The organism is Streptomyces alkaliterrae, from assembly GCF_007097205.2.
In the GTDB taxonomy this organism is placed as follows: domain Bacteria; phylum Actinomycetota; class Actinomycetes; order Streptomycetales; family Streptomycetaceae; genus Streptomyces; species Streptomyces alkaliterrae.
This window is the reverse complement of the sequence record NZ_VJYK02000081.1, coordinates 1-19,804: the sequence shown is the minus strand read 5'-3', so window position 1 is coordinate 19,804 and position 19,804 is coordinate 1. Positions and strand designations below refer to the sequence as shown.

General features: G+C 72.4%; 20 protein-coding genes. 19 read left to right on the top strand and 1 reads right to left on the bottom strand.

The window, feature by feature from the left end; genetic code table 11:
* The 5 genes from FNX44_RS10360 to ffh all read left to right on the top strand — a co-directional run.
* The coding region (locus FNX44_RS10360) for an NsdA family TPR-like regulatory protein (protein WP_500274050.1) at positions 1-1,058 on the top strand (1,058 nt) is incomplete at its 5' end.
* A gap of 180 nt (positions 1,059-1,238) precedes the next feature.
* Entirely contained in the window at positions 1,239-2,558 is a 1,320-nt protein-coding gene (locus tag FNX44_RS10355) for an ammonium transporter (protein WP_407699102.1), read from the top strand.
* A complete protein-coding gene (locus tag FNX44_RS10350; protein ID WP_143647736.1) occupies positions 2,555-2,893 on the top strand; it encodes a P-II family nitrogen regulator in 339 nt (112 codons plus the stop codon). The genes FNX44_RS10355 and FNX44_RS10350 overlap by 4 nt, the downstream gene beginning before the upstream one ends.
* 154 nt (positions 2,894-3,047) lie before the next feature.
* Positions 3,048-5,531, top strand: coding sequence for a [protein-PII] uridylyltransferase (locus FNX44_RS10345; RefSeq protein WP_143647735.1), 2,484 nt, complete (start codon positions 3,048-3,050; stop codon positions 5,529-5,531).
* A 139-nt stretch (positions 5,532-5,670) separates the two neighbouring features.
* Positions 5,671-7,227, top strand: a complete 1,557-nt coding sequence (ffh, locus tag FNX44_RS10340) for a signal recognition particle protein (protein ID WP_143647734.1) — start codon at positions 5,671-5,673, stop codon at positions 7,225-7,227.
* Positions 7,228-7,306: 79 nt separating this feature from the next.
* On the opposite strand, the gene FNX44_RS10335 is transcribed toward ffh, so the two are convergent.
* Positions 7,307-8,113 carry a methyltransferase domain-containing protein gene (locus tag FNX44_RS10335; protein WP_143647733.1) on the bottom strand — a complete coding sequence of 269 codons (807 nt, stop codon included), beginning with the start codon at positions 8,111-8,113 and terminating at the stop codon, positions 7,307-7,309.
* 320 nt (positions 8,114-8,433) lie between these two features.
* Between FNX44_RS10335 and proS the strand changes: the two genes are divergently transcribed.
* The 14 genes from proS to FNX44_RS10265 all read left to right on the top strand — a co-directional run bounded on the left by proS (position 8,434) and on the right by FNX44_RS10265 (position 19,691).
* Entirely contained in the window at positions 8,434-9,858 is a 1,425-nt protein-coding gene (gene proS, locus FNX44_RS10330) for a proline--tRNA ligase (RefSeq protein ID WP_143647732.1), read from the top strand.
* Positions 9,859-9,972: 114 nt separating this feature from the next.
* Positions 9,973-10,617, top strand: coding sequence for a hypothetical protein (locus tag FNX44_RS10325; protein WP_143647731.1), 645 nt, complete (start codon positions 9,973-9,975; stop codon positions 10,615-10,617).
* Positions 10,618-10,869: 252 nt separating this feature from the next.
* Positions 10,870-11,304 carry a 30S ribosomal protein S16 gene (gene rpsP / locus FNX44_RS10320; RefSeq protein WP_143647730.1) on the top strand — a complete coding sequence of 145 codons (435 nt, stop codon included), beginning with the start codon at positions 10,870-10,872 and terminating at the stop codon, positions 11,302-11,304.
* Positions 11,305-11,306: 2 nt separating this feature from the next.
* Positions 11,307-11,546 carry an RNA-binding protein gene (locus FNX44_RS10315; RefSeq protein WP_143647729.1) on the top strand — a complete coding sequence of 80 codons (240 nt, stop codon included), beginning with the start codon at positions 11,307-11,309 and terminating at the stop codon, positions 11,544-11,546.
* Between the two features lie 218 nt (positions 11,547-11,764).
* On the top strand, positions 11,765-12,286 hold the full coding sequence (gene rimM, locus FNX44_RS10310; protein ID WP_143647728.1) for a ribosome maturation factor RimM: 522 nt from the start codon (positions 11,765-11,767) through the stop codon (positions 12,284-12,286).
* Positions 12,283-13,107, top strand: a complete 825-nt coding sequence (gene trmD, locus FNX44_RS10305) for a tRNA (guanosine(37)-N1)-methyltransferase TrmD (protein ID WP_143647727.1) — start codon at positions 12,283-12,285, stop codon at positions 13,105-13,107. The genes rimM and trmD overlap by 4 nt, the downstream gene beginning before the upstream one ends.
* A 131-nt stretch (positions 13,108-13,238) precedes the next feature.
* Positions 13,239-13,589 (top strand): 50S ribosomal protein L19, encoded by a 351-nt coding sequence (gene rplS / locus FNX44_RS10300; RefSeq protein WP_143647726.1) that lies wholly within the window; start codon positions 13,239-13,241, stop codon positions 13,587-13,589.
* 87 nt (positions 13,590-13,676) lie between these two features.
* On the top strand, positions 13,677-14,390 hold the full coding sequence (lepB, locus tag FNX44_RS10295; protein WP_143647725.1) for a signal peptidase I: 714 nt from the start codon (positions 13,677-13,679) through the stop codon (positions 14,388-14,390).
* Positions 14,383-15,492 (top strand): signal peptidase I, encoded by a 1,110-nt coding sequence (lepB, locus tag FNX44_RS10290; RefSeq protein WP_143647724.1) that lies wholly within the window; start codon positions 14,383-14,385, stop codon positions 15,490-15,492. Before lepB (FNX44_RS10295) ends, lepB (FNX44_RS10290) begins: the two co-directional genes overlap by 8 nt.
* Positions 15,380-16,294 (top strand): signal peptidase I, encoded by a 915-nt coding sequence (gene lepB, locus FNX44_RS10285; protein WP_143647738.1) that lies wholly within the window; start codon positions 15,380-15,382, stop codon positions 16,292-16,294. Before lepB (FNX44_RS10290) ends, lepB (FNX44_RS10285) begins: the two co-directional genes overlap by 113 nt.
* A gap of 101 nt (positions 16,295-16,395) precedes the next feature.
* Entirely contained in the window at positions 16,396-17,082 is a 687-nt protein-coding gene (lepB, locus tag FNX44_RS10280) for a signal peptidase I (RefSeq protein ID WP_407699100.1), read from the top strand.
* A gap of 39 nt (positions 17,083-17,121) precedes the next feature.
* Positions 17,122-17,445: a DUF2469 domain-containing protein gene (locus FNX44_RS10275; protein WP_143647722.1), complete on the top strand. Its 324-nt coding sequence runs from the start codon at positions 17,122-17,124 to the stop codon at positions 17,443-17,445.
* A gap of 259 nt (positions 17,446-17,704) precedes the next feature.
* Positions 17,705-18,079 carry a YraN family protein gene (locus FNX44_RS10270; protein ID WP_143647721.1) on the top strand — a complete coding sequence of 125 codons (375 nt, stop codon included), beginning with the start codon at positions 17,705-17,707 and terminating at the stop codon, positions 18,077-18,079.
* 1 nt (position 18,080) lies between these two features.
* Entirely contained in the window at positions 18,081-19,691 is a 1,611-nt protein-coding gene (locus FNX44_RS10265) for a YifB family Mg chelatase-like AAA ATPase (protein ID WP_143647720.1), read from the top strand.
* The last annotated feature ends 113 nt before the right edge of the window (positions 19,692-19,804 follow it).

Below are 19,804 nucleotides of genomic sequence, written 5' to 3'. Positions count from 1 at the left end.
CCCCCGCCCAGCCCGGGCCGCCGAGCCCGCCCGTGCCCGTCCGGCGTGAGCAGCGGCTCTCCGAGCCGGAGCTCGAACTGCTGGAGCACACCACCGTGATGTTCCGGCAGTGGGACGCCCAGTGCGGCGGCGGGCTGCGCCGCAAGGCGGTCGTCGGCCAGCTGCACGAGGTGACCGACCTGCTCCAGGAGGCCCACCCCGAGCCGATCCGGCGGCGGCTGTTCACCGTCACCGCCGAACTGGCCGAACTGGCCGGCTGGATGAGCTACGACGTGGGCATCCAGCCCACCGCGCAGAAGTACTTCGTCCTCGCCCTGCACGCCTCGAAGGAGGCCGGGGACAAGCACTTCGGCGCGTTCGTCCTCAGCAAGATGGCGCGCCAGATGATCCATCTGCACCGTCCGGAGGACGCGTTGGAGCTGGTCCACCTCGCCCAGTACGGCAGCCGGGACGGCGCCACCGCCCGCACCCAGTCCATGCTGCACGCGGTCGAGGCCCGCGCCTACGCGAACATGGGCCAGCCCAAGCAGTGCCACCGCGCCGCCAAGATGGCCGAGGCGGTGTTCGCGGAGGTCAGGGAGCTCGGGGAGGTCGAGGAGATCGCCGCGGGGGAGCGGGAGCCGGACTGGATCGGCTTCTTCTCCGAGGCCGAGCTGAGCGCGGAGACCGCGCACGCCTACCGAGACCTCGCCTACGTCGCCGGACGTAGCCACACCTACGCCAGCCTCGCCCAGCCGGCGATGGAGAAGGCGGTCAAGCTCTTCGCCGCGGAGTGCGAGAGCTCCGAACAGGGCCACCACAGGTCGTATGCGCTGAACCTGGTCGGCATGGCCACCGTGCACCTCCTCCAGAAGGAGCCCGAGCGCTGCGCCGCGCGCACCGTCGAGGCGCTTGAGGTGTCCCGGCGGCTGCGCTCGGAGCGCGTCAACAACCGCATCCGCAGGACGGCGGCCAACGCGGGCCGCGAGTACGGGGACGTCGCCGAGGTCGTCGAGCTGACCGACAAGCTCAGGAAGGCGCTGCCCGAGGACCCCGACACCATGGTGCTGGCGGGCTGACCGCCTCCCGGTGACCGCCGCTCGACCGTCGAAGATTGCGACACGATAACGGACCGGACGCCCTCGGCCCATCGATTCATCCGCGCGTAACACGAGCGCGCCCATCGTCACGGCGGCGAAACATCGCCGGCCATCGAAGGAAACCGGCCTTCGGGAGTGTGTGGGACACCCGCACCCCAGATCCCGCCCGCACGGGTCGTGACTTCGAGGAGACGTCCATTGAATGGCGCGGATACCGCATTCGTACTGATCAGCGCGGCGCTGGTCATGTTGATGACCCCCGGCCTTGCCTTCTTCTACGGCGGCATGGTCAGGGTCAAGAGCGCCCTGAACATGCTGATGATGTCCTTCATCGCACTGGGCGTCTCCAGCGTCCTGTTCGTCCTCTACGGCTACTCGATCGCCTTCAGCGGTGACACCGCCGGCATCGTCGGAAACCTGGACCTCGTCGGCCTGAAGGGGCTCACCCCCGACTCGCTGACCGAGGAAGGCGGCATCCCCGTCTTCGCCTTCGTCCTCTTCCAGATGCTCTTCGCGGTGATCACCCCGGCGCTGATCAGCGGCGCGCTCGCCGACCGCGTCAAGTTCAGCGCCTGGACCCTGTTCATCGCGCTGTGGGTGTCGATCGTGTACTTCCCGGTCGCGCACTGGGTCTGGGCCGAGGGCGGCTGGCTCTACGAGCTGGACGTCATCGACTTCGCGGGCGGCACCGCCGTCCACATCAACGCGGGCGTCGCCGCGCTGGCGGCCGTCCTGGTCGTCGGCAAGCGCATCGGCTTCAAGAAGGACCCGATGCGGCCGCACAACCTGCCCATGGTCGTGCTCGGCGCGGCGCTGCTGTGGTTCGGCTGGTTCGGCTTCAACGCCGGCTCGGCGCTGGCCGCCAACGGCGAGGCCGCCAACATGGCGCTGAACACCCAGGTCGCGACCGCCACCGCGGTGCTCGGCTGGCTGCTGTACGAGCGCATCCGGCACGGCGCCTTCACCACGCTGGGCGCGGCCTCCGGTGCCATCGCCGGTCTGGTGGCCATCACCCCGGCGGGTGCGAGCGTGAACGCGATCAGCGCGATGCTGATCGGTCTTGTCGCCGGTCTGGTCTGCTCCTGGGCCGTCAGCCTCAAGTTCAAGCTCGGCTTCGACGACTCGCTGGACGTCGTCGGCGTCCACCTCGTCGGTGGTGTCATCGGCACCCTGCTGGTGGGCTTCCTCGCCACCGAGACCGGCGGTCTGACACAGTTCGGCAAGCAGGCCCTCGGCGCCGGCTCGGTGATGGTGTTCACCTTCGTGGTCACCTGGATCCTGGCCAAGCTCATCGACGTCACCATCGGCTTCCGGGCCAGTGAGGACGAGGAGACCGCCGGACTCGACCAGGCGTACCACGCGGAGACCGCCTACGACTACAGCCAGGCCGGCGGCTACTCCGGTGGCGCGCCGAGCCCCGCGACCGTCACCGCCTCCGCCGACGCCGCCAACGCCGACGACAAGAAGGTCGACGCATGAAGCTGATCACCGCAGTCATCAAGCCGCACCGCCTCGACGAGGTGAAGGACGCCCTCCAGGCGTTCGGAGTGCAGGGCCTGACCGTCACGGAGGCCAGCGGCTACGGCCGCCAGCGCGGACACACCGAGGTGTACCGGGGCGCCGAGTACACCGTGGACCTGGTGCCGAAGATCCGCATCGAGGTGCTGGTCGAGGACGGCGACGCAGACCAGCTCGTCGAGGTCGTCGTCAAGGCGGCCAGGACCGGGAAGATCGGCGACGGCAAGGTCTGGACCGTGCCGGTGGACACGGCGGTCCGCGTCCGTACCGGTGAGCGCGGCCCCGACGCGCTGTAACCACGACGCGCCCTGACACCGCGCAGGACGCCGACACCGCGCGCCGGTTCCGGGACGGACCACCGCTCGTCCGCCCCGGAACCGGCGCACCAGTCGTTGTCGGCGCCGCCGCCGTCCCCGCCCGCCGCCGACACGCGAGGAGAGCGCAGCGACGATGAGCCAGCCCACGAATCCGCGCAGTACCGAGGACGCCTCCCCCGACACGCCCGACAGCCCCGACGCGCCGGCCCGCCCCGGCTACGCGGCCGACCGGGTACGGCTGCTGGGGTCCCCCACCGGGGGAGCACCGCGCCGCGCCGAACTGGCCGGCCTCACCGACCTCTGGCTCGCCGGCCTGCTCGGCCCGCCCCGGCCCGGCGTCGCCCTCGTCGCGGTCGGCGGCTACGGTCGGCGGGAGCTCTCCCCGCGCAGCGACCTCGACCTGCTCCTGCTGCACGACGGCCGGCTGCCCGGCGCCGAACTGGCCGCGCTGGCGGACCGGCTGTGGTACCCGGTCTGGGACCAGGGCCTGGCGCTCGACCACTCGGTGCGCACTCCCGAGGAGGCCCGGCGCACCGCCGCCGACGACCTCAAGGTCCAGCTCGGGCTGCTGGACGCCCGGCACGTCGCCGGTGACGCCGGCCTCACCGCCCGGCTGCGGACCGAACTGTTCGGCCAGTGGCGCTCCCAGGCCGCGACCCGACTGCCCGAGCTCGAGGAGATGTGCCGGGAACGGGCCCGCCGGCACGGCGAACTCCAGTACCTGCTCGAAGGCGACCTCAAGGAGGCCCGCGGCGGACTGCGGGACGCCACCGCGCTGCGGGCGGTGGCCGCCTCCTGGCTGGCCGACGCGCCGCGAGAGGGGCTGGAACACGCCAGGGCCCGGCTGCTCGACACCCGCGACGCGCTGCAGCTGACCACCGGACGGGCCACCGACCGGCTCTCCCTCCACGACCAGGACCAGGTCGCCGCCGCCCTCGGTCTCCTGGACGCCGACGCCCTGCTACGCCAGGTGAACGAGGCGGCCCGGACGATCTCCTACGCCGCCGACGTCACCTGGCGCGAGGTCAACCGGGTGCTGCGGGCCCGCCGGTCCGGCGCCCCCCGACTGCGCCAGCTGCTCGGCGGCGCCCGCCGCCCCACCGGACCCGAGCGCACACCGCTGGCCGACGGCATCGTGGAACAGGAGGGTGAGGCGGTGCTCGCCCTCGGCGCCCGCCCCGAGAAGGACGCCACCCTCGTGTTGCGGGCCGCCGCCGCGGCGGCGCAGTCCGGCCTGCCGCTCGCCCTCGCCACCGCCCGGCGCCTGGCCGCCGTCGCCCCGAACCTCCCCACGCCCTGGCCCGCGGAGGCGCGCGAGGAGTTCGTGACGCTGCTCGGTGCCGGTGAGGCGACGGTGCCGGTGTGGGAGGCGCTGGAGGCCGAGGGGCTGATCACCGCACTGCTCCCGGACTGGGAGCGGGTGCGCTGTCGCCCCCAGCGCAACGCCGTGCACCGCTGGACCGTCGACCGGCACCTGGTGGAGACCGCCGTCCGGGCCTCCGCGCTCACCCGCCGGGTGCACCGCCCCGACCTGCTGCTCGTCGGCGCGCTGCTGCACGACATAGGGAAGGGCTGGCCCGGCGACCACTCGGTGGTGGGGGAGACCATCGCCCGGGACATGGCCGCCCGGATGGGCTTCCCCGCGCCCGACGTCAGCGTCCTGGGCGCCCTGGTGCGCCACCACCTGCTGCTGGTCGACACCGCGACGCGGCGCGACCTCGACGACCCGGCCACCGTCGCCGCCGTCGCCGAGGCGGTCGGCGACACCGGCACCCTCGAACTGCTGCACGCGCTCACCGAAGCCGACGCGCTCGCCACCGGCCCCGGCGCCTGGTCGGCGTGGCGCGGCTCACTGGTGGCCGAGCTGGTGCGGCGGGCGGCCGCCGCGCTGGCCGGCGGGTCGGTGCCGGCCGCGACGGTCGAGCGGGCACCCACGGCGGAGAGCGAGCGGCTGGCCGTCGAGGCCCGGCGCGTGGGCGGCCCCGTGCTCACCCTGCACGCCCGGGAGGAGGGCCCCCGCACGCCCGACGAGCCGGCGGAGGACGCCACGTCGATCGGCGTCGAACTGCTGGTCGCGCTGCCGGAACGGGCCGGCGCGCTGTCGGCCGCCGCCGGAGTGCTGGCCCTGCACCGGCTCACCGTACGGTCGGCCGACGTCCGCACCCTCGACCCGCTGGGCACCGGCCCGGTGACCGTGCTGAGCTGGCGGGTGGCAGCCGAGTACGGCTCGCTGCCGCAGGCCGACCGGCTGCGCGTCGACCTGGTCCGGGCCTTGGAGGGCACGTTGGACGTCCCGGCCCGGCTCGCCGAACGCGAGCAGGCCTATCGGGGGCGGCGACGCGGACTGGCCGCGCCGCCGCCGGCCGTGAGCATCGCCCCGGGCTCCTCGCGGACGGCCACCGTGATCGAGGTGCGTGCGCAGGACGCCTCCGGACTGCTGCACCGCATCGGGCGGGCGTTGGAGGAGGCCGGCGCGGTGGTGCGCAGCGCGCACATCAGTACCCTGGGCGCCAACGCCGTGGACGCCTTCTACGTCACCGACGCGAAGGGCGAGCCGCTCGAGCAGGCGGACGCCGAACACCTGGCCCGCACCCTCGAACGCGCCCTCGCGCCGTGAGCCGTCCGCCCGTGCGCCGTGCGGCTCGGTCCGGCCGGGCGCCGGGCGGGGGAGACCGCGGGCTGACCGTACCGGCGGCGGGCAGATACCCTTGGGGGTCACGCCGAATGACCGACAAGCTTAAGGATCCGCGACCGCCGTGTTCGACACACTCTCCGATCGCCTGGCAGCGACGTTCAAGAACCTCAGGGGCAAGGGCCGCCTGAGCGAGGCGGACATCGACGCCACGGCGCGCGAGATCCGCATCGCCCTGCTCGAGGCCGACGTCGCACTCCCGGTCGTGCGGTCCTTCATCAAGCAGGTGAAGGAGCGTGCCGCCGGTGCCGAGGTCTCCAAGGCGCTGAACCCCGCCCAGCAGGTCATCAAGATCGTCAACGAGGAGCTGGTCGGCATCCTCGGCGGCGAGACCCGCCAGCTGCGCTTCGCCAAGCGTCCGCCGACGGTGATCATGCTGGCCGGTCTCCAGGGTGCCGGTAAGACGACCCTGGCCGGCAAGCTCGGCCAGTGGCTGAAGGGCAAGGGCCACTCCCCGCTGCTGGTCGCCTGCGACCTCCAGCGCCCCAACGCCGTCAACCAGCTCTCCGTGGTCGCCGAGCGGGCCGGCGTCGGCGTCTACGCGCCGGAGCCGGGCAACGGCGTGGGCGACCCGGTCCAGGTCGCCAAGGACTCCCTCGAGTACGCCCGCTCCAAGCAGTACGACGTCGTCGTCGTCGACACCGCCGGTCGCCTCGGTATCGACGAGGAGATGATGCGGCAGGCCGCCGACATCCGGGACGCGGTCAGCCCCGACGAGATCCTCTTTGTCGTCGACGCCATGATCGGTCAGGACGCGGTCAACACCGCCGAGGCGTTCCGCGACGGCGTCGGCTTCGACGGCGTGGTGCTCTCCAAGCTCGACGGCGACGCCCGTGGCGGCGCGGCGCTGTCCATCGCCCAGGTCACCGGTCGCCAGATCATGTTCGCCTCCAACGGCGAGAAGCTGGACGACTTCGACGCCTTCCACCCCGACCGGATGGCCTCGCGCATCCTCGGCATGGGCGACGTCCTCAGCCTCATCGAGAAGGCCGAGCAGACGTTCAGCCAGCAAGAGGCCGAGAAGATGGCCGCCAAGCTGGCCAAGGGTCCCAAGGAGTTCACACTCGACGACTTCCTGGCGCAGATGGAGCAGGTCCGCAAGATGGGCTCGCTCTCCAAGCTGCTCGGCATGATGCCGGGCATGGGCCAGATGAAGGACCAGATCAACAACCTCGACGAGCGCGACGTCGACCGCACCGCGGCCATCATCAAGTCGATGACGCCGGGCGAGCGGCACGACCCGACGATCATCAACGGCTCCCGGCGCGCCCGTATCGCCCGTGGTTCCGGTGTGGACGTCAGCGCGGTGAAGAACCTCGTCGAGCGCTTCTTCGAGGCCCGCAAGATGATGTCCCGGATGGCCCAGGGCGGCGGCATCCCCGGAATGCCGGGCATGCCCGGGATGCCCGGCATGGGTGGCGGCAAGAAGAAGGGCAAGCCGCAGAAGAAGGCCAAGGGCAAGCGCCGCTCGGGCAACCCGATGAAGCGGCGCGAGGAGGAGCAGGCGGCTGCCGAGCGCCGCGCGGCCGGCGGCGGCGCCTTCGGGCTGCCGGGCGCGGGGGAGAGCGAGGAGTCCTTCGAGCTCCCCAAGGAGTTCAAGGACCTGCTTCCCCCGAAGTGATCCGGCCTGCGCACGGGCCCGTGGTCGGTCGACGACGCCGACCCGGGCCCCTGTCCCGCACCCGTCCCCGCCGCGCGGGTCAGCGCGTGGGGCGGACCCGCGCGACGACGTAGTGGAAGAGGTTCGGCAGCCAGACCGTGCCGTCTGGGCGGGTGTACCCGTGCAGGGTCTCCACCAGCTCCTTGCCGAGCTGCTGCTCGTCGGTGCTCCGCAGCGCCGCGCCGTAGAAGCCGGTCGACAGCAGCCCGCGCACCGCGCTCTCCACGTCCGGATAGCCGAACGGGCAGTCCACCTCGCCGGCCTCCGCCGGCTCCAGCCCGGCCCGCCGCGCCAGCTCCTCCAGCTGCGCCCGGCCCCCGGGGCGCCAGCCGCAGCCGTCCTGCGGCTGATGTCCCGGGGTGAGCCGCTGCGCCACCCGCAGGGCCGCCGCGGCGGCACAGCGCTCGGCCGCGCCCCAGCCGGCGAGCACCACCGGAGCGCCCACCTCGCTGCGCTCCGCCGCCGCCGCCAGCGCGACCGGGTCCGCGACCCCGTCGAACGCCGTCACCAGCGTGTACGTACGGCCCGCGGGCAGCTCCTGCGGGCCGCCGGGCAGCAGCTGGACCGACCAGGACTTGGCGCCCCACTGCGGTTCGGGCGTCAGCCTCATCCGGGCCAGCGCCAGCCGGGCCTCGTCCGTGTCGATCCCGACCACCCGGGCACCGCGCGCCGCGGCCAGCAGCAGGGCCAGTCCCGACCCGCAGCCCAGCCCCAGCAGCCGGGTGTCCGCTCCCACGCCCAGCCGCTCGTACACCGCCTCGTACAGCGGTACGAGCATGCGTTCCTGGATCTCCGCCCAGTCCCTCGCGGTCCTGAGCAGCTGCTGATGGGCGAGCGTTGTTGTCATGTGTGCGCCCCTGTCGCCGATGGGTCCGTCGCAGACTCCGCCGTCAAAGCCGATGTTCGGGCCGTTCGGTGTGAAGGCCGTCGGTGTGCGGGCCGTCCTGGGAAGGCCGTCAGTCCCCCGGTGTGCGCGGTGGTCGCGCCCGGACGGGCACGCCTCCTGAAGACAGGAAAATGCCGAATCCGCTCCGCGTCCAGTGGGCGCGGCGCGTGTGTCTCTCATCCCGGGCGCTTTCCCGGGGGGATTTCCCGACGGGCGCCGCGCGTTTCGTACGGTAGCCCCCGGTTCACGCTCCGGCGTCGCGCGGCCGTACCATGCGGGCCATGGCTCACGCACCCGTGCTCACCCCGCAGGCGGAGGACTTCCCCCGCTGGTACCAGGACCTCGTCAACAAGGCCGAGTTGGCCGACAACGGCCCGGTGCGCGGCACGATGGTGGTGCGCCCGTACGGGTACGCGCTGTGGGAGCGCATGCAGCGCGAGATGGACGACCGGATCAAGGCCGCCGGCGCGGAGAACGCCTACTTCCCGCTCTTCATCCCGCAGTCCTACCTGACCCGGGAGGCCGAGCACGTCGAGGGCTTCGCGCCCGAACTGGCCGTGGTCACCCACGGTGGCGGCAAGGAGCTGGAGGAGCCCGTCGTCGTCCGCCCGACCTCGGAGACCATCGTCAACGAATACTTCTCCAAGTGGGTGCAGAGCTACCGCGACCTGCCGCTCCTGGTCAACCAGTGGGCGAACGTCGTCCGCTGGGAGATGCGTCCCCGCGTCTTCCTCCGAACGAGTGAGTTCCTGTGGCAGGAGGGCCACACCGCTCACGCCACGTACGAGGACGCCCGCGACTACGCGGCGCGCATCCACCGCGAGGTGTACGCGGACTTCATGGAAGGCGTGCTCGCCGTCGACGTCGTACTGGGCCGCAAGACGCCCAGGGAGCGTTTCGCGGGCGCCGTGAACACGCTCACCCTCGAGGGGATGATGCGGGACGGCAAGGCCCTCCAGCTGGGCACCAGCCACGAACTGGGCCAGAACTTCTCCCGCGCCTTCGGCACCGACTTCCTCACCCGCGAGGGGACCCGCGAGCTGGTCTGGCAGACCTCCTGGGGCACCTCCACCCGCATGGTCGGCGGACTGATCATGACGCACGGCGACGACCGGGGGCTTCGGGTACCGCCCCGGCTGGCCCCCGTCCAGGTGGTCGTGCTCGCGGTCAAGGGCGACGACGAGGTGCTGGCCAAGGTCAGGGAGATCGGCGACCGGCTCACCGCCGCCGGACTGCGGGTGCGAGTGGACGACCGCACCGACACCCCCTTCGGCCGCCGGGCGGTCGACTGGGAGCTCAAGGGCGTGCCGCTGCGCGTCGAGGTCGGCCCCCGGGACCTGGCCAAGGGCACGGCGATACTGGCCCGCCGCGTCCCCGGCGGGAAGGAGCCGGTGCGGATCGAGGACCTGCTCGTCGAGCCCGCCCTGCTGCACCGGATCCTGGACGAGGACCAGGCCGAGCTGCTGCGGCAGTCCCGCGAGCTGCGGGAGTCCAGGACCGAGGACGTGCGCACCGCCGCCGAGGCCGCCGAGGTCGCCACGGCCGGCGGCTGGGCCCGGGTGCCGTGGTCCGAACTGGGCACGGAGGGGGAGGCGCGGCTGGCCGAACGGTCGGTGTCGGTGCGCTGCCTGGTAGCCGAGGACGGCTCCGTGCCCGCCTCCGACGACGAGCCGGGCAGCGTCGCGGTCGTCGCGCGAGCCTACTGATCCCGTACCACACCGTGTGATGTGGGTAGATGTGCGACTCCTCACCGGTTCGGCGCACGCGCCCTCGTACGGGTCCATCACGCCGAACTGACTGGTACGGGCAAAATATTTGGGATGCCCGGTAATCGGAACACCGGCGGGGGCCCGCTCGTTGTTCACGACGTGAGCACGACACCACCAGTCCTGGCCGCCGAACTCGCAGCCGCGTGGAGCGACATCCAGCGCCACCACCCGGAGCTGCCCGACCTGGCCGCGCCCGAATCACTCATCGGGGAGTCGTCGTCCGCCTGCGGCGCCGAGCTCTCCTTCGAAAGACTGCTGCACGAGGCAGTCCACGGCATCGCCGCCGCCCGCGGCATCCGGGACACCTCGAGAGCGGGCCGCTACCACAACCGCCGCTTCCTCGCGGTGGCCGAGGAGCTCGGCCTCCAGCACGCCTCCGAGCCCCATCCCAGCAGCGGGTTCTCACTCGTCTCGATGACACCCGAGTGCCGCAAGCGCTACCGGGCGACGGCCGAGCGGCTGCGGCGCGCCCTGCGCGCCCACACCGTGGCCACCCGCGGGGACAGCTCCCGCAGCTTCCGCGGTCCGGCCGCCAGGCACGGCTCGTCCGGCGGCGGTGTGCGGGTCAAGGCCGTCTGCGACTGCGGGCGCAACGTCCGCGTCGTCCCCTCGGTGCTCGCCCAGGCGCCGATCATGTGCGGCGCCTGCGGCAAGCAGTTCCGCATCCCCGAGCGGGAGGCCGTCGGGGTCGGGTGAGCCCGACCGCGGGCTGAGGCCGTCGGGACCGCGCCGCCTGGCCGGTTCCTGCCCGGCCACTGCCCGGTGTCTGCCCGGTGTCTGCCCGATTCCGGTCCGGGGCCGCCCGTATGGCACAATGGGCGGCTGTACTCGACAGCCGTCCAGGACCCCTCTCTCCTCCGGCTGACGCGTCCATCGGGCACTCGGGTACCACAACCCCACGTGGCATTCCGGTGCCCAACCACGTCAAGACCAGGAGACACCACACCCGTGGCAGTCAAGATCAAGCTGAAGCGTCTGGGCAAGATCCGTTCGCCTCACTACCGCATCGTCGTCGCCGACTCCCGTACCCGCCGTGACGGCCGGGCCATCGAGGAGATCGGTCTGTACCACCCGGTGCAGAACCCCTCGCGTATCGAGGTCGACTCGGAGCGTGCCCAGTACTGGCTGAGCGTCGGCGCGCAGCCGACCGAGCCCGTCATGGCCATCCTCAAGGTCACCGGCGACTGGCAGAAGTTCAAGGGCCTGCCGGCCCCGGAGCCGATGAAGGTCGCCGAGCCGAAGGCCGACCACAAGGGCCTGTTCGAGGCCGCCACCAAGGCCGCGGGCGACGAGCCCAAGGGTGAGGCCATCACCCCCAAGGCCAAGAAGGCCGACAAGGCCGCCGACGCCGAGGACAACTCGGCTGAGTCGACCGAGGCCTGAGCATGCTCGAGGAGGCCCTTGAGCATCTGGTGAAGGGCATCGTCGATCATCCCGACGAGGTGCAGGTCGAGTCACGCAACCTGCGCCGTGGCCGGGTGCTGGAGGTCCGGGTCCACCCCGACGACCTCGGCAAGGTCATCGGCCGCAGCGGGCGCACCGCCCGGTCACTGCGGACCGTCGTGGGAGCGCTCGGTGGCCGTGGAGTGCGCGTCGACCTCGTCGACGTGGACGACATCCGCTGACGCGCCGACGCGACTCCGCGCGGTAGCGGAACACGCGGAACACACAGCACCACCGGCACGGGCCGGGGAGGCCGACCTCAGAGGTCCGGCGTCCCCGGCCCGTGCCCGCGTTGCCGCCGGTGCCGCTCGCACCGGTGGCGCCGTGCCCGAGCCCGCCGGGCCCGGGCACGCAACACGAGAGACCCAGCCGACACCCAGCCGACAAGGAACCCAGGGAAGTGCAGCTCGTAGTCGCGCGCATCGGTCGCGCTCACGGCATCAGGGGCGAGGTCACGGTCGAGGTCCGGACGGACGAGCCGGAACTGAGGCTCGCGCCCGGCGCCGTCCTCGCAACCGACCCCGCCGAGCGGGGGCCCCTGCGGATCGAGACCGGGCGGGTGCACAGCGGCCGGCTGCTGCTGCGCTTCGCCGGTGTCGGCGACCGCGGCGCCGCCGAGGCCCTGCGCAACACCCTGCTCATCGCCGAGGTCGACCCGGAGGAAGTCCCCGAGGACCCGGACGAGTACTACGACCACCAGCTGATCGACCTCGACGTCGTCACCACCGAGGGCGTTCACGTGGGACGCATCGAGGAGATCTCCCACCTGCCCGGCCAGGACCTCCTCGTGGTGCGCCGCGCGGACGGCGGCGAGGTGCTGGTGCCGTTCGTCGAGGAGATCGTCCCGGAGATCGACCTCGCGGAGCAGAAGGCCGTCATCGCTCCGCCGCCCGGCCTGCTCGACGAGAGCGAGGCGCGGTGAGGATCGACGTCGTCACCATCTTCCCCGAGTACCTGGAACCGCTGAACGTCTCCCTCGTCGGCAAGGCCCGGGCGCGCGGCCTGCTCGACGTACGGCTGCACGACCTGCGGAACTGGACGCACGACCGGCACAACACCGTCGATGACACGCCGTACGGCGGCGGGCCCGGCATGGTGATGAAGCCCGAGCCGTGGGGCGAGGCGCTGGACGAGATCGCCGCCTCCGGGGCCGACGGCTCCGGGGAGGGCAGGCCCGTCATCGTCGTGCCCACCCCCTCGGGACGGCCGTTCACCCAGCGGCTGGCCGAGGAGCTGGCCACCCGCCCGTGGCTCGTCTTCACCCCCGCCCGCTACGAGGGCATCGACCGCCGGGTGGTCGAGGAGTACGCCGAGCGCTACGAGGTGTGGGAGGTGTCCATCGGCGACTACGTGCTCGCCGGCGGCGAGGCGCCGGTGCTGGTGATGGTCGAGGCCGTCGCGCGACTGCTGCCCGGTGTGCTCGGCAACGCCGAGTCGCACCGCGACGACTCCTTCGCCACTGGCGCCATGGCCAACCTGCTGGAGGGCCCCGTCTACACCAAGCCGCCGCGGTGGCGCGGACGGGACGTCCCCGACGTGCTGCTCAGCGGGCACCACGGCCGCGTCGAGCGCTGGCGCCGCGACCAGGCGATCGCCCGGACCGCCGCCAACCGCCCCGACCTGCTGCGCTCCTGCGACCCGGCGACACTGGACAGGCACGACCGGGCGATGCTCGCCGCGCTCGGCTGGCACCAGGGCCCGGACGGCCGATTTGGGCCACCGGGGGAGACCGTGGAAGAATGAGCCGCTGCTCCACGCCCGGCGCGCGACCCTGCCACAGGGGGACCGACGCCCGCCGAGGCCGGGGCGCCCACTATCACCATCCAGACACTTCCGTCGATGACCTGTGGCATCGGCGAGGAAAGCAGACGAACATGTCCCACGTTCTCGACATCGTCGACGTCGCGTCGCTGCGCGACGACATCCCGGCCTTCCGCCCGGGCGACACCGTCAACGTCCACGTCCGCGTCATCGAGGGCAACCGCTCCCGTGTCCAGCAGTTCAAGGGCGTTGTCATCCGCCGCCAGGGCTCGGGCGTCCGTGAGACCTTCACCGTCCGCAAGGTCAGCTTCGGCGTCGGCGTCGAGCGCACCTTCCCGGTTCACACCCCGGTGGTGGAGAAGATCGAGCTGGTGACCCGTGGCGACGTCCGCCGCGCCAAGCTGTACTACCTCCGTGAGCTGCGCGGCAAGGCCGCGAAGATCAAGGAGAAGCGCGAGAACTGAGCCCGCGCGCGGGTGGGCGGGACGATCCCGCTCACCCGAACAGGTCGGTCGGTCCTCCCGCACGAGCCCGGTTAGGCTCTGTGTTCGATGGAGAACGACCAGCCACGGCTTCCGGAGCGCGACCGCGACCCGTCCCCGCAGAGGGGGCAGGGCCCGCGGTCGCGCTTCGTGCGTACGGGGGCTGTCCTCGCGGTCCTCGTCCTGGTGTACGCGACCTTCAGCGGCCTCGTGGCCCAGCCGTACGCGGTACCCACCGGTTCGATGGAGAACACGCTCAGACCGGGCGACCGGATCCTGGTGAACAAACTGGCCTACCGTTTCGGCAACCATCCCGCGCGCGGGGACGTTGTGGTCTTCGACGGCGGTGACACCTTCGGCTCGACCGGCCGGGAGAGTGACCCGCTGTCGCGACTACTGCGTTCGGCGGGGGCGTCCGTTGGACTTGTGCCGCCGGCGGGTAGTGAGTACGTCAAACGTGTCGTCGGGACCGGCGGCGACCGGGTCAGGTGCTGCGACGCACGGGGGAGGATCGAGGTGAACGGTCAGCCGATCGAGGAGCCCTACCTGCGGCCCGGGCCGTCCGGTGCGCCCGGCAGAGCCTCCGCCGTCCCCTTCGACGTGGTCGTCCGGCCCGGACGGCTGTGGGTGATGGGAGACCACCGCGACGGCTCCGAGGACTCCCGGCACTTCCTCGGTTATCCCGGAGGCGGCACCGTGCCGGTCGAGCGGGTGATCGGACGGGTGGAGACCGTGCTGTGGCCGCTGGGGCGGGCCGGCGGTCTGGGGAGCCCGCATGGGTAGGCGGGGCAGGCCCAGGGCGTCCCGCCGCGATGCTTCCGGCGCCTCCTTCGACCGGCCGGCCGCCGGTGGCACCCTGCGGGGGCCCGGCGAGGGCCGCGCGGACCGCCGCCGCGCCGCCAAGCGCATCCGGCGGCGTCGCCGGCTCTCCGCCACCAAGGAGATCCCGCTGCTCATCGGGGTGGCGCTGCTGATCGCCCTGGTGCTCAAGACCTTCCTGGTGCAGGCTTTTGTCATTCCCTCCGGGTCGATGGAACAGACGATCAAGATCGACGACCGGGTGCTCGTCGACAAGCTCTCCCCGTGGTTCGGCTCCCGACCGGAGCGCGGCGACGTGGTGGTCTTCAAGGACCCCGGAGGCTGGCTGGAGGGCGAACAGCTCCCCAAGGGGGACGACCCGCCGGTGATCAAGCAGGGCAAGCAACTGCTCACCTTCATCGGCCTGCTGCCCTCCGACGACGAACAGGACCTGATCAAGCGGGTCGTCGCGGTCGGCGGCGACACCGTCCGCTGCTGCGACGAACAGGGCCGCATCACCGTCAACGACGTGCCGCTCGACGAGCCCTATCTGCATCCGGGCAACCAGCCTTCCAAGATGCCCTTCGACGTCGAGGTCCCCCAGGGGCGCATCTTCGTGCTCGGCGACCACCGGGAGAACTCCGCCGACTCCCGTTTCCACCTCGACGAACCGGGGCAGGGAACGGTCTCGGAGGACCTGGTCGTCGGAAAAGCCGTGGTGATCGCCTGGCCCTACTCGCACTGGCGGCGGCTCGAGGAGCCCGGCACGTACGCGTCCGTGCCCGACCGCCGCGCTCCCCGGGGCGGTGCGGCCGACGCCGAGCCCGGCGTGGAGCGTTCCGACGCCGGCGTGAGGGACAATCTCCTGGTGCCTCTCCCGAGCCCTGCGGAACTCCCGCTCGTTATGGGAGTGGTGGGCCTGCGCCGATTGTCGGCCAGGCGGCAGAGCGGTGTAAGGAGTGGATGTGGGGGACTTGGCGGTCGGCGCACGGTCCGGTTCGGGCGAGGACGGTCCCGAGGAACGGTCGGGCGACCGACACCGCGAGCAACCGGCAGAGGCCGACGACCGGCAAGGGGCTACGGCTGACGAGCCCGCCGCCGGTGGCAGCGGCGGTCGCCGCTCCAAGGCCAAGAAGCAGCGGTCGTTCTGGAGAGAGCTGCCGCTGCTGATCGGCATCGCGCTGGTGTTGGCACTGGTGATCAAGACCTTCCTCCTTCAGGCCTTCTCCATTCCGTCGAACTCGATGCAGAACACCCTCCAGAAGGGTGACCGGGTACTCGTCGACAAGCTGACGCCGTGGTTCGGCTCCACCCCGGACCGCGGCGAGGTGATCGTCTTCAACGACCCGGGCGGCTGGCTCGACAATCCCCACGTCAAGGAGAACTTCCTCCAGAAGGGGCTCAGCTTCATCGGCCTGATGCCCTCCGCCAACGAGCAGGACCTCATCAAGCGGGTCATCGCGGTCGGCGGGGACACGGTGGAGTGCAAGCCCGGCGGCAGCGTGACCATCAACGGCCGGACGCTGGACGAGACCTCCTACCTCTTCCCCGGCAACGTCCCGTGCGAGCGTGAGGGCTTCGGGCCGATCGAGGTGCCCGAGGGCCGCCTGTGGGTCATGGGCGACCACCGGCAGGACAGCCTGGACTCCCGGTTCCACCAGGAGCTGCCCGGCGGCGGCACGATCTCCGAGGACGACGTCGTCGGGCGGGCCGTGGCCATCGGCTGGCCGCCCAACCGCTGGGGCACGCTGCCGGTGCCCGACGCCTTCGGCAAGGACCTCAGCGTGGCGGCCGGCGCCGCCCCGGCCGCCCTCGGCGTGCTGGGCGCTCTGCCCGTCGTGCTGTGGCGCCGCCGCAGGCTGCTGAGCGACGCCCGACCGACGGACTGAACTGACGCTCCCGGCGGCGGGCCGCGCCCGCCGCCGAGGGGGCCGGGAAGCGAGCGCACGTGAGCACGAGGACGGATCGGACGTCGGGTGGACGCGGTCGGGTGGGGCATGCGATCTCCTCACTGGCGGTTGCTCTGGGGTGTGTTTTCTTCCTCGGCGGCTTCGCGTGGGGGGCGTACGTCTACCAGCCGTACACCGTGCCCACCGACTCGATGGCGCCGACGGTCGGCGCCGGAGAGCGGGTGCTCGCCCAGCGGATCGGCGGCGAGGACGTCCGCCGGGGCGACGTCGTCGTCTTCGAGGACCCCGGCTGGGGCGACCTCCCGATGCTCAAGCGGGTCGTCGCCGTCGGCGGCGACCGGGTCGAGTGCTGTGACGACCAGGGGCGGCTGAGCGTCAACGGGCGAGCGCTCGACGAGCCGTACGTCAGCGGCCGGGGCCCGGCCTCCCCGGTCGAGTTCACCGCCCGGGTCCCGCGTGACGGGCTTTTCCTCCTCGGGGACAAGAGGGACAGTTCGCTGGACTCCCGCGAGCACCTCGACGACGCCCACCAGGGTTCCGTCGGCCGCGACACCGTGCGCGCCAGGGTCGACGCGACCGTGTGGCCCTTCGGCAGCGCCGGCGCCGTAGTGCGTCCCGAAGGCTTCCGCGAGATGCCCGGCGGTGTCTCCCGTCCCGGCCCCTGGAACGCCGTGCTCTGGACCTGCGGCGCGGGCGCCGCCCTGATACTTGCCGGAGCCGTCTACGGACCGTTTGCGCGGCGCGGCGGACGGCGCGGCAGCCCCTGACGCACAATGGGGGCACGCACGGCTGAAGGGGAACACGCCATGAGCGCCGAGGATCTCGAGAAGTACGAGACCGAGATGGAGCTGAAGCTCTACCGGGAGTACCGAGACGTCGTCGGGCTGTTCAAGTACGTGATCGAGACCGAACGGCGCTTCTACCTCACCAACGACTACGAGATGCAGGTGCACTCCGACCAGGGTGAGGTCTTCTTCGAGGTCTCCATGGCCGACGCCTGGGTGTGGGACATGTACCGGCCGGCCCGCTTCGTCAAGCAGGTCAGGGTGCTGACCTTCAAGGACGTGAACATCGAGGAGCTCAACAAGAGCGACCTCAATCTTCCCGAGGACAGCGGCTTCAGCGGCTGACCCCGGCGCCCGACCGCGAGGCGGAGGAGCCACCGCCCGCGGACCACCGGGATCGCCGGTGGGGCGAGCGGACGCCGGCACGTGCCGGACGGGCGCTGCTCCAGTGATAACCGCTGACACGTCGGTCATGCCTGCCAGGCGGCCGGTTCCCCTGATCGGGTGGCCGAGTTATCCACAACCGGCGAGTTATCCACCGATTCCGCTCAAGATCCACTTCTTTCCGCCTGTTGCGCCACTCTCAGGGCCGGAGGTGGAAACGATGAACGCACGAGGTGGGCTCTGCCGCTATGGGGAGGACCTGGCCGCCCGGCGGCTGCGAAAGGCCGGAATGGCCATCCTGGAGCGCAACTGGCGCTGCCGTGAGGGCGAGCTTGACATCGTCGCCCGGCAGACCGACACCCTGGTGATCTGCGAGGTCAAGACCCGCCGCGCCGGCGGCCCGGAACCCGCGCTCGCGGCCGTGGGCCCGCGGAAGACCGCGCAGCTCCGCCGCCTGGCGGCCCGCTGGCTGAGCGAGCGCTGGATCGACAGGTACGGCGCGCTGCCGTCCGGCGGTGTCCGGCTGGACGTCGTCGCGATCACGCTGCCCCCGCGCGGCGCGCCCTGTGTGGAGCACGTCCGGGGAGTCGGCTGACATGGGCTTCGCCAGGACGTGCTCGGTCGCGCTCGTCGGCGTCGAGGGGGTGCTGGTCGAGGTCCAGGCCGACCTCGAACCGGGCGTCCCCGGCTTCACTCTCGTCGGGCTGCCCGACAAGTCCCTCAGCGAGAGTCGGGACCGGGTACGGGCCGCGCTGGTCAACTCGGGCGTCCAGTGGCCGCAGAAGAAGCTCACCGTCGGCCTCAGCCCGGCCTCCGTGCCCAAGGGCGGCTCGGGCTTCGACATCGCTGTGGCCTGTGCCGTCCTCGGCGCGGCCGAACGCATCGACCCACGCCAGCTCACCGAGCTGATGATGATCGGCGAGCTGGGTCTGGACGGCCGGGTGCGGCCGGTGCGGGGCGTGCTGCCGGCCGTGCTCGCGGCCGCCGACGCCGGCTACCGCCAGGTCGTGGTACCCGAGCAGACGGCCTCCGAGGCGGCGCTGGTGCCCGGCGTCGCCGTGCTCGGAGTCCGCAGCCTGCGCCAGCTCATCGCCCTGCTCAGCGACGAGCCGCCGCCCGACGAGGAACCGGCACCGACACCGGAGGGCGCCTCCGACCTCGCCCTCGCCGGTCTTGCCGTCCCAGGCGGGGGACACGCCGCACTGCTTCCCGCCGCCTCCCGCCCGCCCGACCTCGCGGAGGTGGCCGGCCAGCACGCCGCCAGACGTGCGCTGGAGGTCGCCGCCGCCGGCCGGCACCACCTGTTCCTCAAGGGTCCGCCTGGCGCCGGGAAGACGATGCTCGCCGAGCGGCTGCCCGGGCTGCTGCCGCCGCTGACACCCGAGGAGTCCCTGGAGGCGACGGCGGTGCACTCCGTCGCGGGGGTGCTGCCGCCGGGTCAGCCCCTGGTGTCCAGGCCGCCGTACTGCGCGCCGCACCACTCCGCCAGCATGGCGTCCCTGATCGGCGGCGGCACGGGTCTGCCGAGACCGGGCGCGGTCTCCCTCGCCCATCATGGCGTGCTCTTCCTCGACGAGGCCGCCGAGTGCGGTGCCCGGGTGCTGGACGCGCTGCGTCAGCCGCTGGAGTCCGGTCAGGTGATCGTCGCCCGCGCCAACGGCATGCTGAGGCTGCCCGCCCGACTGCTCCTCGTCCTGGCCGCCAACCCCTGCCCGTGCGGCCGACACGGCACGACGGCGGGGGAGTGCGAGTGCCGGCCCGCGTCGGTGCGCAGGTACCGGGCGCGGCTGTCCGGCCCGCTGCTGGACCGGGTCGACCTGCGGGTGAGCGTGGAGCCGGTATCCCGGTCGGAGCTGCTGGCCGGCGCCCGGGCGGCGGAGAGCACCGAGGCGGTCGCCGCCAGGGTCGCCTCGGCGCGGGAGCGCGCGGCGGCCCGCCTGACCGGGACGCCGTGGCGGACGAACAGCGAGGTGCCGGGGCACGAGCTGCGCACCCGCTGGCCGCTGCCCGCGGGCGCTCTGACGGACGCGGAGGACGACATGGAGCGCGGCTTCCTGACCGCTCGCGGCCTGGACCGGGTCCTGCGGGTCGCCTGGACCCTCGCCGACCTCGCCGGCCGGGATCGACCGGAGCGGCGCGACGTGGCGGCCGCGCTGGAGCTCCGCACGGGCATCAGCCGCGGCACCCCGGCCGGGGGCCGACGATGACCGCCGAGCCCGAGCCCGAGCCCGAGCCCCAGCCCGAGCCCCAGCCTCAGCCCGAGCCCGAGCCCGAGCCCCAGCCCGAGCCCGAGTGGGACCCGGGCGGGCGGGAGGCGGCA

Bases quoted from the DNA above. Each gene is read 5' to 3' on its own strand.
- FNX44_RS10350 (WP_143647736.1), top strand. From the start codon at position 2,555: ATGAAGCTGATCACCGCAGTCATCAAGCCGCACCGCCTCGACGAGGTG.
- FNX44_RS10345 (WP_143647735.1), top strand. From the start codon at position 3,048: ATGAGCCAGCCCACGAATCCGCGCAGTACCGAGGACGCCTCCCCCGAC.
- FNX44_RS10335 (WP_143647733.1), bottom strand. From the start codon at position 8,113: ATGACAACAACGCTCGCCCATCAGCAGCTGCTCAGGACCGCGAGGGAC.
- proS (WP_143647732.1), top strand. From the start codon at position 8,434: ATGGCTCACGCACCCGTGCTCACCCCGCAGGCGGAGGACTTCCCCCGC.
- FNX44_RS10325 (WP_143647731.1), top strand. From the start codon at position 9,973: ATGCCCGGTAATCGGAACACCGGCGGGGGCCCGCTCGTTGTTCACGAC.
- FNX44_RS10315 (WP_143647729.1), top strand. From the start codon at position 11,307: ATGCTCGAGGAGGCCCTTGAGCATCTGGTGAAGGGCATCGTCGATCAT.
- rplS (WP_143647726.1), top strand. From the start codon at position 13,239: ATGTCCCACGTTCTCGACATCGTCGACGTCGCGTCGCTGCGCGACGAC.
- lepB (WP_143647725.1), top strand. From the start codon at position 13,677: ATGGAGAACGACCAGCCACGGCTTCCGGAGCGCGACCGCGACCCGTCC.
- lepB (WP_143647724.1), top strand. From the start codon at position 14,383: ATGGGTAGGCGGGGCAGGCCCAGGGCGTCCCGCCGCGATGCTTCCGGC.
- FNX44_RS10275 (WP_143647722.1), top strand. From the start codon at position 17,122: ATGAGCGCCGAGGATCTCGAGAAGTACGAGACCGAGATGGAGCTGAAG.
- FNX44_RS10270 (WP_143647721.1), top strand. From the start codon at position 17,705: ATGAACGCACGAGGTGGGCTCTGCCGCTATGGGGAGGACCTGGCCGCC.
- FNX44_RS10265 (WP_143647720.1), top strand. From the start codon at position 18,081: ATGGGCTTCGCCAGGACGTGCTCGGTCGCGCTCGTCGGCGTCGAGGGG.